General features: G+C 43.2%; 13 protein-coding genes. 11 read left to right on the top strand and 2 right to left on the bottom strand.

What is annotated here, in order from left to right; genetic code table 11:
• Positions 1–33: 33 nt before the first annotated feature.
• The 3 genes from DBT_RS03850 (at position 34) to DBT_RS03840 (ending at position 5,899) form a co-directional block, all read left to right on the top strand.
• On the top strand, positions 34–2,958 hold the full coding sequence (locus DBT_RS03850; protein ID WP_244155305.1) for a molybdopterin-dependent oxidoreductase: 2,925 nt from the start codon (positions 34–36) through the stop codon (positions 2,956–2,958).
• A 380-nt stretch (positions 2,959–3,338) separates the two neighbouring features.
• Positions 3,339–4,670, top strand: a complete 1,332-nt coding sequence (locus DBT_RS03845; protein ID WP_067616629.1) for a hypothetical protein — start codon at positions 3,339–3,341, stop codon at positions 4,668–4,670.
• A gap of 2 nt (positions 4,671–4,672) precedes the next feature.
• Complete coding sequence (locus tag DBT_RS03840) at positions 4,673–5,899, top strand: hypothetical protein (protein WP_067616627.1); 1,227 nt, start codon at positions 4,673–4,675, stop codon at positions 5,897–5,899.
• Here the strand turns inward: DBT_RS03840 and DBT_RS03835 are convergent.
• Positions 5,896–7,218 carry an endonuclease Q family protein gene (locus DBT_RS03835; RefSeq protein WP_067616625.1) on the bottom strand — a complete coding sequence of 441 codons (1,323 nt, stop codon included), beginning with the start codon at positions 7,216–7,218 and terminating at the stop codon, positions 5,896–5,898. The two genes, DBT_RS03840 and DBT_RS03835, sit on opposite strands and share 4 nt — an antisense overlap.
• Positions 7,219–7,243: 25 nt before the next feature.
• Positions 7,244–7,888, bottom strand: a complete 645-nt coding sequence (locus tag DBT_RS03830) for a GGDEF domain-containing protein (protein WP_067616623.1) — start codon at positions 7,886–7,888, stop codon at positions 7,244–7,246.
• A 99-nt stretch (positions 7,889–7,987) separates the two neighbouring features.
• On the opposite strand from DBT_RS03830, the gene DBT_RS03825 reads away from it, so the two are divergent.
• The 8 genes from DBT_RS03825 to DBT_RS03795 all read left to right on the top strand — a co-directional run bounded on the left by DBT_RS03825 (position 7,988) and on the right by DBT_RS03795 (position 17,899).
• Positions 7,988–8,239 carry a hypothetical protein gene (locus DBT_RS03825; RefSeq protein WP_067616621.1) on the top strand — a complete coding sequence of 84 codons (252 nt, stop codon included), beginning with the start codon at positions 7,988–7,990 and terminating at the stop codon, positions 8,237–8,239.
• A gap of 36 nt (positions 8,240–8,275) precedes the next feature.
• Positions 8,276–8,539 (top strand): hypothetical protein, encoded by a 264-nt coding sequence (locus tag DBT_RS11900; protein ID WP_141674200.1) that lies wholly within the window; start codon positions 8,276–8,278, stop codon positions 8,537–8,539.
• Positions 8,540–8,560: 21 nt separating this feature from the next.
• Entirely contained in the window at positions 8,561–9,373 is an 813-nt protein-coding gene (locus tag DBT_RS03820) for an LbetaH domain-containing protein (RefSeq protein ID WP_083186603.1), read from the top strand.
• 202 nt (positions 9,374–9,575) lie between these two features.
• Entirely contained in the window at positions 9,576–10,538 is a 963-nt protein-coding gene (locus DBT_RS03815; protein ID WP_067616619.1) for a peptidylprolyl isomerase, read from the top strand.
• A 9-nt stretch (positions 10,539–10,547) separates the two neighbouring features.
• Positions 10,548–12,485 carry an ATP-dependent zinc metalloprotease FtsH gene (ftsH, locus tag DBT_RS03810; RefSeq protein ID WP_067616617.1) on the top strand — a complete coding sequence of 646 codons (1,938 nt, stop codon included), beginning with the start codon at positions 10,548–10,550 and terminating at the stop codon, positions 12,483–12,485.
• 63 nt (positions 12,486–12,548) lie between these two features.
• Complete coding sequence (locus tag DBT_RS03805) at positions 12,549–14,012, top strand: DegQ family serine endoprotease (protein WP_083186602.1); 1,464 nt, start codon at positions 12,549–12,551, stop codon at positions 14,010–14,012.
• 112 nt (positions 14,013–14,124) lie between these two features.
• Positions 14,125–15,423, top strand: a complete 1,299-nt coding sequence (gene hisD / locus DBT_RS03800) for a histidinol dehydrogenase (protein ID WP_067616615.1) — start codon at positions 14,125–14,127, stop codon at positions 15,421–15,423.
• 280 nt (positions 15,424–15,703) lie between these two features.
• Positions 15,704–17,899, top strand: a complete 2,196-nt coding sequence (locus DBT_RS03795) for an STT3 domain-containing protein (RefSeq protein WP_067616613.1) — start codon at positions 15,704–15,706, stop codon at positions 17,897–17,899.
• Positions 17,900–17,939 lie beyond the last annotated feature (40 nt).

The raw sequence follows: 17,939 nt of genomic DNA, 5'->3' as shown, positions 1-17,939 counted from the left end.
TTGCAAGGGTGTGCGTTGGTCTCCTCTAAGGGTATGAATAAAAGCGATATGACGATATTTCCATCCTATGAAAAGGGGACCTTCAAATATCTCTCAAGTCCTGAGACAAGGGTCATTCACACTCTGTGTCTGGGTTGCAATGCTAGGTGTGGAATAAAGGCCTTTTCAAGGGACGGCAAGATAGAAACTGTTACGGGTAATCCATATCATCCCTATAATACTCTAGGGCAACCAATTTCTTTAGAAACCCCTCTTGAAAAATCCTTGAAGATTTCTGGCTCAGTCTGTGGGAAGGCCAAGGAGATCTCAAACTATGTATTCAGTCCTTATAGGATTCTGATGCCCCTAAAGAGGGTAGGAAAAAGGGGCGAGGGGAAATTTGAGCCCATTGAGTGGGAAAGGCTCATAACCGAGATTGTCAATGGAGGACGACTCTTTTCCCATTTAGGAGAAGATCGCCACGTGCCAGGTCTAAAAGATCTTCTCTCTGACGAGTCCATTGACCCTGATGCACCAGAACTCGGGCCTAAGAGAAACGGCTTTTGCTTTATGACAGGAAGGCTTCAACATGGGAGAAAGGCCTTCATAGATCGATTTGTTAAATACGCCTTTGGCTCTGTTAACAGGATTGGACATACTGACATTTGCGGCCTTGGATTCAGAATGGGAAATTATGCCTTTACTGAAGGAGAGGCCGTGGAGTTGAAGGCAGACCCCTGGAGTGCAAAATACATCATTATATTTGGGGCAAACGTGTATGAGGCCCTTCAGCCAGGGTTAAACACCTATGGAGCGACCCTCGCAAAAAGAGCGCGAAATGGAGATTTAAAATTCGTAATCGTGGACCCGCGTGCCCAAAAGGCATCGGCACATGCTCATAGATGGGTTCCCATAAGGCCTGGTCAGGATGGGGCCTTTGCCCTGGGAATCATAAGGTGGCTTATAGAAAATAAGAGATTTAATAGGCAATATCTTGAGGCACCAAACAGACAGGCGGCATTGGAACTTGGAAATGGGGCCTATGTAAATGCGACCCATCTCGTGGTCTGGGATGAAAATGATCCAAGGCATGGAAAATTTTTGAGATTAGGGGATGTCTCCAGTGATGTCTCAAAAGAAGAGAAAGACCATTTTGTTGTAGTGAAAAAGGGTGGAGACGAACTCGTATCCTACATCGAGGTCAAATGTGCTGAGCTAAATGTAGACAAATATATTGAAGACGGTGAAGGGAAACGGATACGGGTAAGAAGTGCATTTAATATAATGCAAGAAGGTGTCTTTGAGCACTCAATTGAAGACTACGCCAGATTTTCAGGTGTAGATAAAGAGACAATAGAGGAGGTTGCCCGCGAGTTTTCGGACCATGCCCCATATGCCTCAGTATGCCAGTATCATGGTGCCGGAAACTATGTGAATGGCACATATGCAGCATATGCAGTAGCTGCCCTAAACGCCCTTTCAGGCAGCCTTGGAAGAAAGGGCGGATATATCACTTCTGGAGGAGGACTCTCTTCCTGGAAGAAAGGTTCGTACGATCTTTTGAATTTTCAGGGAAAAAGGAAACCTCGTGGAATAAAGATATCGAGGGAAAAGGCAGACTATCGAGATTCAACTGAATATAGGAAGAAACAAAGCTCAGGTGAAAAAACCTATCCAGCAACTAGACCCTGGTTCCCTTTTACAAAAGGGGGGCTGAGTGTAGAGGCCCTCTCTGGTATAGATACTAAGTACCCCTATCCAATTACCGCACTATTCCTCTATTTTTTTAATCCAGTATACTCAATACCAGGTGGCAATCGGTTCAAAGCCACCCTTTCGGACCCAGATAAGGTGCCTCTTTTGGTCTCAATAGACATCGGAATAAACGAATCAAATATTTACGCTGACTATATTATTCCAGATATTACCTATGCTGAGGGGCACTACGGCTGGCTAAGCCCCCACGCCCCTGCTTTTAAGTTTACAGCCGTAAGGACCCCTATAATAGAACCCATCACTCCAAAGACCAGAGACGGAAGGCCGATATGTCTCGAAACCTTCTTGATTGACCTTGCCGAGGCCATGAATCTCCCCGGCTTTGGCCAAAATGCCATACCAGGGAAGGATTCTAGAGTGTATCCCTTAAAACAGGCAGAAGACTTCTACCTTCGAGGTTTCTCAAATATTGCGGAAAACGCTAATTTAAGATGTGATGATACTGAGGCTATTGAGTTTGTTGAGAGAAATTACCCTGTCTCCAAATATAAGGCTATTCTTACCAAAGAGGAGTGGAGGAGGGTGTGTGTCCTCCTTTCAAGAGGTGGTCTATTTTCTCCATATGAAAACTGTTTTTGGGGAGAGGCATTTAAATACGGACCAAAGCGTTTTACCATTTACAATGAAGGTCTTTCAGATACCGTTTGTTCAATTACTGGAAGGCGATTTTATGGTTCATTAAGATACGTTCCTCCCATAAATCAAGGAGACCCTGATTTTCCATTTACACTCATTAGTTACAAGCAAGCCCTTCACACGCAATCAAGGACCATATGGCATAAGGTGGCTCTGGAACTTCATCCACAAAATTTTGTGCTCATGAACCAAGGGGATGCCGCAAGGCTTAAGCTCAGGGATGGGGATCTTGTGTGGGTCAAAAGCAGGTCCAACCGAGATGGAGTTGTGGGTGAGCTTAGGACCACTTGGACCATACGGCCTGGCACAGTGGCTATCTCTATTTCTTATGGGCATAAAGGGCTTGGGGCATCTTCATTAAAGATAAGAAATGCCAAGCATGTGATGCTCGGTGGAGAAACAGTTACCCAAGGGGATATTGTAATCTCTGATCAAAGTCTTGGTAAGGGTATCAATCCCAACGAACTTTCAGACTTGGACTATGATTTCGGTAATACCCCCCTAATTGACCTCGTTGGTGGCATTCCCGATTTTAGTAGCACCTGTGTTAGAGTAGAGCCAGTTTAAATTCAACCTAAATCCTGCACGGCAAAAGGGGGCAAAACGGAGCTCGACCAAACCGTTCCTTTTTGGAGACGCCCCCGCCCGTTTGCAATGCCGCTAATCTGAGGCCAAAAGACATCTCCTTCCTGTTGAATCTTCAATTATGCCAACGTGACTTTGACGGAGCCCTGGGGATAAATTGTGTTGGTCTTGACGCAATCGTATCAATGACAACTAAATAGAGACGAGAAAAAGTATTTGCCAAATCCCTAAAAATTCATATGCTCTAACTTGAAATGCCTGATCAATTTTCAGTCAAGTAAGGGGGTGGGATCGTATCTGAGTTGGAAATTCTTGAAAAAAAACTCAATTATAAGTAAAAAATTAAATGAAAGGGGGGAGGAATGTATCCTTTCTGGGAAGTTCCATTGATTACATCTGGGCTTATAATTGCTATTATTGCAAGTTTTCATATCCTTCCATCGCACCTTGCCACAGGGGCATTTTGGTTCAATGTTTATATTGAAAGAGAGGCAGTTAGGAAGAACAGGCCTGAACTCTTTGAATTCCTCAAAAAGTTTACCCTTCTCATACTTATATTCTCTTTTGTCATAGGAAGCATAACAGGAGTAGGGATCTGGTATTCTGCAACTGTGGCAAGTCCTCGTGGGATTTCAGGGCTTATTCATAATTATGTCTGGGGATGGGCCACTGAATGGGTATTTTTTATTTTAGAAATAGCAACAATCTATGTCTATTATTACACCCTTGGCAGGATTGACAAGGAAAGCCACCTAAAAATCGGGCTCACCTATGCATTGGCAGCCTGGATAAGCATGATAATTATCACTGGAATACTTGCATTCATGCTCACAACTGGAAAGTGGAGTGAGACCGGTGGCTTTTTTGATGGCTTTTTTAATGAAACCTATTGGCCGCAACTGTTTGTTCGAACCTCCATGATGTTTGGTATTGCAGGGCTTTATGCTGTAATTGTGGCGAGCAGGATGAAAAATGACGAAGTTGGAAAAGAGATAATCAAAAAGGCAAGCATATGGGGTATCGCTGGTATGGTCTTTGGTGCCATCTTTAGCCTTTGGTATCTTCAAAAGCTTCCAGAAAATGCCAAGGAGATGGCCTTTTACGGAGGACTCCCCTACCTTAAAACACTCCTTTATGTGGCAGGGACCTCTTATGTTGTGGTGCTTCTTTATTTTGTCTTTTTTGGACTCATAAGACCCAGGTATGCTGGCGTAGTGTCAGGAATAATAATGTTAATAGTCCTCTTTGTAGGAATTGGTGCTGGAGAGGGATTCCGTGAAGGCGTAAGGCGCCCCTTTGTGATAAGCCAATACATGTATGGTAATCAGTTGATTGGTAGAGATATTCCGGCAAAGGGGATCAAAAATGAAGTGGAGAGATATCAGGAAGAGGGTTTTATAAAAAATATATATTGGGCAGGTGGCCTTAATTTAGAAGAGCCAAAAGACAGGATTAAAGCGGGGCGCATTCTTACCCTTTACGTGTGCGGAAACTGTCACTCCCTTGAGGTAAATGGGATTATACGTCCTCTCCCTGTGCTCCTTTCGCGTTTGGATCCAGAATCTCCAGATGACATAGCAGATTTTATGGACGCATTGGGGGACTACCCGTACATGCCGCCATTTCCTGGAAATGATGAAGACAAGGCATTGATCGGGGAGTTTCTCTTTACGCTTCCCAAAGGAGGGATGTAAAAATGGATCTTTCTCAATTCTTGAATGGCCTGAGGGATCCGTCTGGACTGCCTTTTTATCCAATAGTGTTTCAATTTCTTATGGTCCTTACCTTTTCCGTCCACATCATTGCTATAAATATTGTGGTAGGCGGGCTTTTTGTGGCTGTTTGGGAGGCATGGAATGGAGGTCCATTTGGCAAAAGACTCGCCTGCGCCCTGGGAAAAGTGAGTACAATTGCACTTTCTCTGGGAATAGTCTTTGGAGTCGCTCCCCTTCTCTTTGTACAAGTTATTTATGACCCATTCTGGTACGCTTCTAACACCATGAGTGCCATTTGGACTATGATCTTTCTAGTATTGGTATGTATAGCCTTTTATTCTTCATATGGCTTTTACCTTGGAAATAAAAAAAATGGTGAAGATGGCAACCTAAAGCTCTTTTGGGCATATGTGGGAGTTGTCAGCATAGTGCTTTCAGGATTGATCATCCATATGCTATCCATGGAGGCTCTGCTCCCAGAACAGTGGTTTAAATGGCTCGTAGAGGCAGATGGTAGTCTTCTTACAGGAGGAGCAAGATTTCATGGGGTAAGCCCTGGGCGTATTAGCCACTATCTCTTTGCATCTTTTGCAGTAACTGGGGTGTTTTTAATGCTATATTCTTGGTATTTTTCCCCACGAAAGGACATTGACGAGGGTTACTTGGACTACGTGGCTAAAAAGGGGATAAATCTTGCCCTGTATGGAACCCTGTTTTCAGTTGGAGCAGGATTTTGGTGGGCAGGTGAAGTTCCATCTTCTCTAGAATTTTTAAAAAATCCAATCTTTCTATTATCAGTGATTGGCGCAGTAATCTTGATGCTTTATCTTGCCAAGGCATCTATAAAGCCTGTGAAACACTCTATACTTGTGGCTATTATAATGAGTATAATCATATTTATTATGAGTTACGCCAGAGAGATCCTGAGGATAAAGTACGTCGGGGCATTTGATTACAGCATATTTTCCTACAAATTAAATATCAGTTGGGGAAGCACCGCTCTCTTCTTCGGAACGTTCATTATGGGGCTTGCAGTCCTATATTTCCCAATTGTAGCCGCATTTAAGGCCGGACGTGCGGAACAAGGTACTGTTGTGACAATATCCCCCAAAATTGGCAATTTTGCCAATCTTGTCCTAATAGCCTGGATTGTAATTGTGGCCGCACTGGGGATTTTCATTTCGATAAAAAATGGGACACTCTTTTAAAAAAGGCTTCTTTGTTTAGATGGAGTCTTTTGAGGGGACTTTTGGGATTGAGTGCGGGCTTTAAACTTCCCATTTGTAGGTTTGTCTCCAAACACACTTACAATTCCGTATTTGCCATCGTGCCCTGGCATGACAGAGACCTTGCCTTCTCTCATTTTTTCTATTCCCCAAACAAGCCTTTCTGAAAGCGCATTTTTTAGTTCCTCTATGGGGATCTTGCATAAAACATCTATTTCACTTCCAATTTCAGATACTATACGACGGTATTCTCGTTGGACTCGCTTAGAAAAGGTCTTGAGTTCCATGGCCTCCTGGAGGATTTCGCTAAGGGGGACCAGATGTTCAAAAGGAAGGGCAGAATCCGGAATATCACCCATTGGCCTGTCTGCCAGGTCCATTACACGGTGCATGACTCCTATGGTTAGTGGCTTCCCGCAAACAGGACAAATTCCATCGAGTTTCTTGGTTTCATTGGGAGATAGACATACTCCGCAGAGCCTGTGTCCATCATAGTGATATTTTCCCTCTTCTGGGAAGAATTCAATGGTTCCCAAAAAGCCTTTTTTAGGATCCCTAATGGCGGCGGTCATCTCCTTGTATTCTACAGGGCAGGAGAAACAGTTTGCCTCTCTTCCGATTTTTTGAGGGGAGTGGGCATCTGAGTTTGATACAAGGGTAAATCTGTCCAATGCCGACCACACCCAGTTCATCGGAGGATCAGAGGATAGTCCTGTTTCAAGTGCGTAGATATACTCTGTTTCCTCTTCAAAACACTCTTCAATGGAATCAAAGCCGGATTTGGCACCAAAAAGGGAAAACCACGGAGTCCAGATGTGGGCTGGAATTACAAGGTAGTCAGCAGAGGATTCTCTCACTATCTTAACGAGTTCCTTGGCAGGAAAGCCGAAGATCGGGCGTCCGTCGGCTGACACATTTCCAAGCCTCTTAAGGCGTTCCTGGATTTGACGAGCCTCACTAATGTCAGACACAATAACTACTGTGTGAATGCGATGAGTCTTGCCATGCCAAGAAAATATATTGGAAATCTCTGCGGTCAGTACAAAACGTGTTCCCTCTGGATCCTCTTTCAGGCAATAGAAACCATCAGGGGCCTTCTCCAAGGACTCCTCTAGCTCTTTGAGGTAAAGGGGATGGGTAAAGTCGCCTGTGCCCATTACCTTTATGCCTTTTAATTTTGCATATTCATTGAGCCTTGCCGGGGTCATTTCCTGGCTAGTAGCTCGACTAAACTTTGAATGTATGTGCAGATCTGCAATAAATGTTACCTGTTCCCAAGGGACAGATTTGAATGTCTTCATAGGATCTTCTCCCGTTCAGATCTCCCTAGTCTTTGTTGAAAAGTGCCATACGTTCTTTGGGGCTGACCTCTGCGTCTGTAAAAACATCATCAGTGGGGAAACAAACTCTGTCTCTGCCCTTTTCCTTTGCCTTTAATAGATGAAGATCAGTCCTGTGTATAAATTCTGCTGCGTCTATGACTTCATGGGGATGATATGTATCTACACCGAAACTACCGGATATGGGTATCGGCTTCCCTTTAAAGGAAAAAGTGGTCTCTTTAAGGATTTTTCTTAGCCTATTTGCGAGCATTACCCCCTGCCCGAGCCAGGTTCCCGGTAAGATGATGGCAAATTCCTCGCCACCATACCTACAAGGGATATCGAGGTTCCTGACGTTGTTCGAAAGGATTTGGCCTACCCCCTTTAGGACAACATTTCCAGCCTCATGACCAAAGGTATCGTTAATGCTTTTAAAGTGATCGAGATCAAGCATGATCAGTGATGTCGGGAGGCCTGTGCGTCTGGTCCTTTCCATTTCTTTGGTCAGAGAGTCTACAAAAAAAGCATATGTATGTAGCCCTGTCAGTGCATCGAGCCTTAATTCCTCCTTAAGCCTCTTGAGCTCTGCTTCTACGGATTCAAGGCGTTCGAGATGCCGACAATCAAATCTTCCTATGGGGCATTCCATGTCTTTAGTTTTAGGTCTCACTGTTTACAAGCCTGATCCTCAGTTTATACTTGCATTATACAATGTTTCATTTATCATTCCTTTTTAAAGGAGTAAACAGTGCAAGACGAAAAGGGGCTTTTTTATTATCCTGTTCTGGGGAATAAAAAATTAAAAATGTACGTAAGACTTACCCCTGAAGAGGTGGAATTTAGGCCTTTTGACGATGATGATCCGTCTCTTTGGGATGAGCATGGGTGGGTGCCTTATTCAGCAATACTAGAAGCAAAAAAATTTAACATTCCCGCACACCTGTATGATATTGAAATTGCCATTCGTCTTTTAAGGGATGCTATTGAGGATCAGGAATAATAAAACCTAAATCCTGCACGGCAAAAAGGGGCAAAAATGAATTTTGAACATTATAATGGCAAGTTGCACAAAACAAATTCATCTGTAGAATTTACTTTTTCGATGAATTTTAGGGCAGTGTTTTTTGCCCCCTTTTACCGCCCTTTGGGATTGGCGATTTTACCCGGGTCTTTGCGTTGTCAGGGGCTTGAAGTACCTGAGTACGTCTGCGCCCCTTCCGCCTTGCATCTTGGGCAAACTCGCCAATTGCAGGATTTAGATAAAACAAAGCCACTGTGTAAGCGCCGCTCCTCATTTTGAGTTTTGTGAGGGGTTGTGACTATGAGAGAATTTGAGCCAAGGGTATTTTTTGCTTTCAAAGGTGAAGCAGATCCTATTATATCGGACCTCCTAGTAAATAATGATCCTGTATGGAATGCCTTAAATAATTTAAAAGATGCTGTCCGTGGACATATAAAGCCTAATGTCCCTGATTTTATTAAACCGTTTGTTCCTACTCAAGCTCCCGTGGTCATCTTACCTAATGGTTGGCTTACAGATGGGTATGAGCTGAATATTGGGGCAAAGGGAAAAATCGAGATCTTTGTAGATGGTGAGTTGATTGAGGAGGCATCTTTTATTGCTGCAGGTGTTACCTTTGCTGATAGAGATATTGAAATAAGGCGTGGAGTCGTAATTGAATCAGGAGCCTTTGTAAAAGGTCCAACGATTGTGGCTGAAAGGACTGAAGTGCGTCAAGGGGCGTACATAAGAGGAGATTGTTATTTTGGAAGAGGGTGTGTGGTCGGTCATACTACAGAGGTAAAACATTCTATATTCCTAGATGGCGCAAAGGCTGGTCATTTCGCCTATATCGGGGATAGTATCCTTGGAAATTGTGTCAACCTTGGAGCTGGTACTAAGCTTGCTAATTTGAGGTTGGATGGAAAAAATATAGTCTTAAAGTGCGGTGAAGATAGGATCGAAACAAATAGGAGAAAACTAGGCGCCATTTTAGGAGATTCAGTACAGACAGGTTGCAACTCTGTGACAAATCCCGGGACAATTCTTGGCATGAATTCCATGGTTGCCCCTAATGCCACTGTCCTTCCAGGAGTTTATCCTGAGAAGACAGTGATAATGGGTTGTTTGTAGTTGTTGGGTGGTTATTAAGTAGTTATTCGGTGAAATTTAGTATTCGTGATGTTTTTACCACTGTTCAGTTTTTATCGGTGCATTGGATATTACTAGTTGAGTTAGCTTTCTTGGGTTTTGTGGGTATGAGTATTAATAACAATGAATAACTACTAATAACCATTAACAACGATTAATTATTAGTTTAGAAAGGAGAATTTTAATGAACACCAAAATGATTTTTGCCATGATTTTTTCTATCTTCATCGCCGCGAATACATCCTTAGCAAAGTCTGTTTCAGACAAGGTTATAGCCCAGGTTGGGCCATATAAACTCACTGTGGATGACTTTGAAAAACAGGTCAAGACCCTTCCCCCTCAATTTCAGATGGCTATAGCCTCTAATAAGCAATTTAGAGAAAGTTTTTTGGAACGGTGGGTCCAGATTACCCTTATGGCCTTAAAGGCTAGAGAAATGAAGTTGGATCAAGATCCACAAGTTAAGAAAAGACTTGAAGATCTTAAAAATGCCCTATTGGCCCAGGAATTTTCTAAAAGATTTATAGAAGATAAGGTAACCATTAGCGACGAAGAGGTTAAGGCATATTATGAAAAGCATAAAGACCAATTCACCCAAAGGGAACAGGTAAAGGCAAGGCATATCCTCGTAAAGGTGCCTGCAGGAGCCAATGAAGATGCATGGAAAAAGGCCAAGAAAAAGGCTCTAGATATAAAGGCTCGTGCAGAAAAAGGTGAAGATTTTGCAAAGCTTGCAAAGGAGTTTTCCGATGATCCTGGCACTAAGGACAGGGGAGGCGAGCTTGGATACTTTGGAAAGGGTCGAATGGTACCAGAATTTGAGAAGGTCGCCTTTTCTTTAGAGCCAGGGGTGATAAGTGATCCTGTAAAGACCATATTTGGATGGCACTTGATCCAGGTAGAAGACAAAAAGGCCGCTCAGGTAAAGCCCTTAGAGGATGTGAAGAGTTTTGTAAGGCAAAGGGCTCTTCAGGAAAAGAAGCGTGAAATGTTGGAAAAACTCCTTGCTGATGTAGAAAAGAAATATAGTGTAAAGATAAATAAAGAGGTCCTTGATGAGATCAAGATAGAACCTCCAAGGTCTTCTGGTATGGGAGGTCCCCATGGTTTCCATGGTGGGGGTCACGGAATGCCAAGAGGACATTAAAGGGTTCAGATGGTAAAGATTCCAAAAGAAAAACGAAAGTTAATCTTCTCCACCCTTTATTGGTTGATTGGCCTTGCCCTTATTCTTGGCTTGCCTCAACTCATGGTCCATTTGCAGACCAAGGAGATCCCTTATGCCCAGTTTAAGTATCTTGTTAAGGAGCAAAGGGTCCTTTTCGCCTCGATCAATAAAAATGAGATTAAGGGACTTGCCTATACTGGGCCAATCGGTGGACTTGAACGCCTTAGAGACAGTATCAGGCGCATTGAGGAAGGCATTGATAATGGCAAGGCATCTCTTGATGTAATTGTAAAACGGCTCCGCGATGAATATGGAAGACAGAAGCAGATAATTCTTTTTAGGACAGTACGCGTTGAGGATCCAAAACTCGTGGAATTTCTTGATAAGCACAATGTTGATTATACCGGAGTCCAGGAGAGTCTGATAAGCCAAGTATTCTGGAGTACCATTGTGCCTATTCTCTTTTGGGTGGCACTTTGGTTTTTCCTTATAAGGTCTATGGGAAGACCGGGGGCCGGGCTCCTTTCCATTGGAAAGTCCAAGGCAAAGATTGCAATGGAAAAGGATACCGGTATCCGTTTTGATGATGTTGCGGGCTGTGACGAGGCAAAAGAAGAGCTTAAAGAAGTAGTGGAATTTCTAAAAAAGCCAGAAAAATTCAGAAAATTAGGGGCCCAGATTCCAAAAGGCGTTCTGCTTTTGGGACCACCTGGTACGGGAAAGACCCTGCTTGCAAGGGCCCTTGCAGGAGAGGCAGGGGTGCTATTTTACAGTATCTCTGGATCTGAATTTGTAGAGATGTTTGTAGGAGTCGGAGCGGCAAGGGTTAGAGATCTTTTTAATCAGGCTAAACAAAATGCCCCCTGTATCATTTTCATAGATGAGATCGATGCCATAGGAAAATTCAGATCTGGAGGATTTTCCGTAGGTGGTCATGAAGAGCGGGAGCAGACCCTAAATCAGCTCTTGGTTGAGATGGACGGTTTTGAGCCAAATATTGGTGTAATTCTTCTGGCAGCTACAAATAGGCCTGAGGTACTTGACCCAGCCCTCATGAGACCAGGGAGATTCGACAGACAGGTAGTTTTGGATGCCCCGGATGTTGAGGGACGTGAGGCAATCTTAAATGTCCATGCCAGAGGAAAACCCTTGGCTCCAGACGTTGATCTTCGCAAAATTGCTCTTAGGACACCAGGATTTTCTGGGGCTGACCTAGCGAATTTGATGAACGAGGCAGCTCTTCTCGCAGCAAGGCAGGAGGCCACAGTGATTGAGCAGGCTCACCTTGAAGATGCTGTGGAAAAGGTCATGGCTGGTCCAGAGAGAAAATCGAGGCGCCTTGGTGAAAAGGAAAGGCGGCGTGTGGCCTATCACGAGGCGGGCCATGCCCTTGTTGCATTCTATTGTCCAAATGCCCCGCCTGTTACGAAGATCTCTATTATACCAAGGGGCAAGGCAGCCCTTGGATATACATTGCAGTTACCAGAGGAAGAACATTTTCTTCTCACTAAAAGTGAGTTAGAAGACAAGATATGTGTGAGTCTAGGTGGAAGGATTGCAGAAGAAGTGGTGTTGGGTGAAGTGAGTTCTGGTGCTCAAAACGACCTTGAAGTGGCTACGGAGATTGCACGGAGTATGGTGTGTAGGTTTGGTATGAGTAAAGAAGTAGGCCCTCTTGCGTTAACCAGGGAGACATCTCCTTATTTAAAAATGCCTGGCTTTGGAGAACAGATTAGGCAGATGAGTCCAGAGCTTATGTCTAAGGTGGATAAGGAGGTGAGTCTACTCCTTGAAAGTGAACAGCAACGGGCACGGGAGATCGTCGAGAATCATAAGGATGCACTTATGCGTGTGGCTGAAAAACTTTTAGTGCAGGAAGTTATGAGTGAAGAAGAATTTAAAAGGCTTGTTTTAAATGAGAACTGATGGCTACTAGAGAAGAAGCCGTAACTACTTAGTTATAAAAAAATAAAGGAGGAGAACTAGCTAATGGCGTACAGGGACACCCATAAGGGTTTGGCATTGTTGTATTGTTTGTTGAGTATTTTCATTTTATCCGCCTTTTATTCCCCTGTTTCTGCAAAGACTCTTGATCCAGACATTATTTTACTTGATAGGACGGCAAAGGCCTTTGCAAAGGTAGTTCAAAAGGCCAGGCCAGCAGTAGTCTTCATAAAGGTGGAGAAAACTATTGAAAGTAGGGGAACTCAAGGTCCATTCAATTTCATGGAGCCCTTTGATTTCTTTAATGATCCATTTTTTGAAAGATTCTTTGGCCCCAGGTACCACAGGCCTCAACCTAAAAGGAAGTTTAAGCAAAGGGGGCAGGGCTCAGGATTTATCGTAGATAAGAGGGGTTACATACTTACCAATAATCACGTGGTAGGTGATGCAGACCTCATTGAGGTAAAGCTATTTGATGGAAGGGAATTTAAGGCAAAGGTTGTGGGTACTGATCCACAGTCAGATGTCGCAGTCATTAAGATTGATGCAGATGACGATCTTCCAGTCCTTCCTCTTGGGGATTCAGACAAAGTAAAAGTAGGTGAGTGGGTCATTGCTGTTGGAAATCCCTTTGGCCTAAGCGAGACTGTCACAGTGGGAGTGGTCAGCGCCAAGGGCAGGAATCGGATAGGAATAAATGACTATGAAGACTTTATTCAGACCGATGCAGCCATTAATCCTGGAAATTCCGGTGGGCCACTTATAAATATTCGCGGTGAGGCCATTGGAATGAACACAGCCATATTTTCTAGAAGTGGCGGATATATGGGTATTGGTTTTGCCATTCCTATAAATATGGCAAAGGCTGTGATGAAACAGCTCATAGAGAAGGGCAAGGTGGTTCGCGGTTGGCTAGGGGTTGTAATCCAGGAGGTTGACGAAGACCTAGCCAAGAGCTTTGGCTTGGAAAAGCCAGAGGGCGTGCTTGTTGCAGAGGTTTCAGAGGATTCCCCGGCAAAACGAGGGGGGCTCAAACAAGGAGACATTATACTTCAGTTAAATGGCCAGAAGGTGAAAGACGCTGGAGAACTTAGGAATAAGATTGCCCTCACCCCACCAGGCACTAGAGTAAGGCTCCTTGTGCTGAGAGATGGCGAAAAGAAACTCCTTGTGGTTAAGATTGGCGAAAAACCAGGGGAGACTACTGTTGCGGGAGTCAGAAAAGGAATCCTAAAGAAATTAGGGCTTAGTCTCCAGGATCTCACTCCAGAGCTAGCAGAGCAATTCGGATACAAAGAAGGCCAGGGAGTTCTCGTGTCCGAGGTAGAACCTGGAAGTCCGGCTGAAAGTGCTGGAATAAGGGCTGGATATTTAATTGAGGAGGTCAATAGGATCAGAGTCAAGACAGTTGCCCAATGTATGAACGCCCTCCGTAAGTCAAAGCACAGGGTGCTTTTGAGGCTTACCGATGGGCAATTTACAAGATACGTTGTGATTCGGCTTGAGTAATGGACTAAAAAAATGACAACAGGGCCTCTCATGTGCTGGCTCCTTGCGCCAGCCATGAGAGGCTAGTATTTTGTATGAAAACGTTTTGATAGCTTCTTACAGGTGAAGACATATGAGGGAAATTAAGCTTACTCAGGGTAGAGATATTGAACTTATTAAAGATCTTGTCCGGCGTTTTCAGGTTACAGATCGTTCTCTTGAAAAAAAGGTTGAAGAGATCCTAGAGGATGTAAAAAAACGGGGCGATGAGGCCCTTTTAGCATATACTAGGGAATTTGACTGCCCTAGTTTTACTCTTGAACAGCTAAAAGTAGAAGAAGAAGCTATTGAAGCCGCAATAACCAACTGCGAGGCTGAATTTGTTGAAACCCTAAAATTGGCAGCAAAAAATATCAGGGCATTTCACGAAAAACAGCTTCCAAAATCTTGGTTCATTACAAGAGAAGATGGAACCATAATGGGCCAGATGGTGAGAGCTGTGGGCTCTGCTGGCCTTTATTGTCCTGGAGGAAAAGGGGGTACAACTCCTCTCGTTTCAACAGTACTTATGAATGCCATTCCTGCCAAAATCGCAGGAGTGGAAAGGTTAGCTATGGTTACCCCGCCTGATGAGAAGGGTGGTATCAGTCCGTACCTCATGGTTGCTGCCAAAATCGCAGGGGTGGATGAAATATATAAGGTTGGAAGTGCCTGGGCCATTGCTGCCCTCGCATATGGAAGCGACTCTATTGATCCGGTAGATGTCATCGTTGGTCCTGGAAATATATTTGTTACCCTTGCAAAGAAGCTTGTATCGGGCCTTGTTGGGATAGATATGATTGCTGGGCCCAGTGAGGTCCTAATCATCGCAGATTCGAGTGCAAATCCCGAATTAATAGCAGCAGATCTTCTTTCTCAGGCAGAACATGATCCTATGGCGATGTGCTGTTTGGTGACTACTGACGAGTCCCTTTTGGCTAGTGTGAAAAGTTGTCTTGAAGAACAACTTAGGGACCTTCCCAGGAAAGAGATTTGTAGAGAATCTTTGAAATCTAACGGTGTCTTAATATTGGTCCACGACCTGATTGAAGCAGCTTGGGTATCTAATGAAATCGCCCCAGAACACCTTGAACTTTATGTAGAAGAACCATGGGAACTCCTTACGCAAATAAAGAATGCGGGGGCCATATTCCTTGGGGCAAATACCCCGGAAAGCGTTGGAGATTACATAGCAGGTCCAAACCATGTATTACCTACAATGGGGACCGCTCGTTTTTCATCAGCACTTAGTGTAGATACCTTTTTAAAACGCTCTAGCGTGATCTCTTATTCCCGTTCAGCACTCTTAAAGGATGGACCCCATGTGGCAAGACTTGCAAGGGCAGAAGGCCTTGAAGCCCATGCACGGTCTGTTTTGAAAAGGATTGAGTAACTAGTTTAAAGATTGTCTTAAATTCTGTTCTTCTGTTTTTAACGAAATCGCGAATATCACCTCAATAATATTGGCCAATTTTATAAATCTGCATTATCAGGGGGTAGGGGCAAAATAGGATGCCTCTAACTCCCCTCCTTGAATATCCCCAGATCGGAAAAGATTGTGGGCTCCTTTTTCGGACTAGACATACCTAAACTAACGTGTAAAATTTTTTTGTTTTTTGTGAAGGTCATCTGTAAACATTATTGGGATGGAGGAAGAATCTAGAGGTAAATCCATGGCAAAAAAGAGGAATAAAAGACTAAAAAGTGGTAAGCATGCCAATGAATCAAAAATTGAGATCTCAGAATCAAAAGCCCAATCAGGGGCTGTAGACACCTCGTCCTTTAACGGTTTTTTTCAAAGAATTTTTTCCTATGCCACATGGAAGGAAGCTTTAGCCATAATCCTTATAATTATTGTAGGCCTTGTGGTTAGGCTTGAGGACTTGAGGGATTGGGAAGCAAATCCAAATATTGCCATGTATAAAGGTGAACCCCTACTTACTACCTTCGATGGATATTACTATCTAAGTCTCTCAAAGGATATAGTAGACGGTACTTATACAAAGGTTGACTATAATAGAGACGTACCCACAGGTGTTAAACGCCGCATGCCCCCTCCATTACTTTCAACTATTGGTGCCTACACTTCTATCCTAACTGGTTGGTCACTCAATTGGATAGGGGCTGTACTTCCTGCGTTTCTAGGGCTCTTATTAGCAATTCCATTATACGGGCTTGGACGGTTTTACGGTGGCCCGATTATGGCCTTAACTGCCACCTTATTTGGTCTACTTTCTCATTACTATCTTTATAGGAGTAGTGTGGGTTGGTTTGATACTGACTGTATGAACGTCACTTGGGCCACTGGGGTAACATATTGTTTCCTTCTATTTGCAAAGACTCATTCAAATAAAAGATACATATATTTTATCCTTGGTTTAACAGTTTATGCCCTTTTTCTCCTTTGGTGGGATTCCACTCCTGCAGTCACTACAGTGATTTCATTTGTCCCTTTTTCTGTAGCCTTGATCTTTTTCTATAGATCTAAGACAAAACGAGAACTTATGATTTTTTTAAGTGTAATAGGGGTAGGCCTTTTGGGAATTTTATTTTGGCAGGGCTTTGACCTCCCTATAAGGATCATAAAACAAGTTTTAGGGGTTTATCATTATATTACGACTAAGAAGGTAGCAGGTATTTGGCCAGAGATTGGAGCTACTATCTCTGAACAGGCCATTCCGAGTTTTAACGAAGTTGTCCTAAAAACAACAGGCAATAAACCAGCTTTTTTCCTATCTGTAGCAGGTCTTTTGTGGTTATTTTACAAGCGCCCTAAAGATAGTCTTTTTTTATCAGTACCTATTATTCTGGCGGCACTGTCTTTCTTTACTGCAAAAAGATTTCTTATTTTTCTTGCGCCAGTAACAGCACTCGGCCTGGGATTTCTTATTTGCGAATTATGGCGGTTAAAAGAAAAAAATGTAATTATGGCCTTATTGGCACCTGCTATAGTGATATTGTTAGCCTGGCCATTATTTTTAAAAGATATGAATAAAACCTTTTGGCCAAAGGAGCCGCCTCACCTTATTGATGGTTTTGTATACGCAGGTGAACATACCCCCAAAGATGCTATTCTCTGGGCATGGTGGGATCATGGCTATCCCATTGTGTACTGGGCAAGACGTGGAACCGTTGGAGACGGAACTATTCATGGTGGAGAGAGATCATCTTATAACGGCATACCATTGGCCACTAATAGTCAAAGACTTGCTGCAAATTTTATGTGTTTTTATGCGGCAAACGGATTTAATGGAGTCCATAAGTTCTATTCCGCACTTGGAGGAGATATAGCCAGGGGACAAAGATTAATGAAAGAGATATTGGCTTCTGGTCCAGATGAGGCCAGGGAACTATTGAACAATGCAGGCCTTTCACCTGAAAAGTGGCTTACTTTCTTCTTCCCTAAAAAGAGACGGCCTGTTTACCTTTATTTAGATTGGAGACTCACTGTAACGAGTTACTGGTGGTTTTGGTTAGGATCATGGGATGTAATGAATCGAGAGGGAATTCATCCTGTATATAGAGCATTTTACAATTTGAAACTTAGAGATAATAAGATCGTAGGCCCTGCTATTATGATTGATATTGATCAAGGTATTTTAAAATACAATGAACGTAACATACTATTAAAACAATTAATAATAGTTGGAGGCAAAAAGCCAAAAAAAATGGTTTATTCACACAAGAGTGGAGCTGATTTCGAGGTATTCATGCCAGCTGGTTTTGGAGCGCTTATGGACTTTAATATTGCCAATTCTGTATTTAATACATTGTTTTTAAGGCATACATATGATCCCAAATATTTTAAACCAGTTCGCCTTATGACACCTTCCCATCAAATATGGGAAGTTCAAGGAGATACACTTTAAAAGACAATAGGATTCTTGTTTGCTAGAAAAAAGATGTTGA

The sequence above is a fragment of the Dissulfuribacter thermophilus genome (assembly GCF_001687335.1).
Lineage (GTDB): Bacteria > Desulfobacterota > Dissulfuribacteria > Dissulfuribacterales > Dissulfuribacteraceae > Dissulfuribacter > Dissulfuribacter thermophilus.
This window is presented reverse-complemented; position numbering and strand designations above follow the sequence as displayed.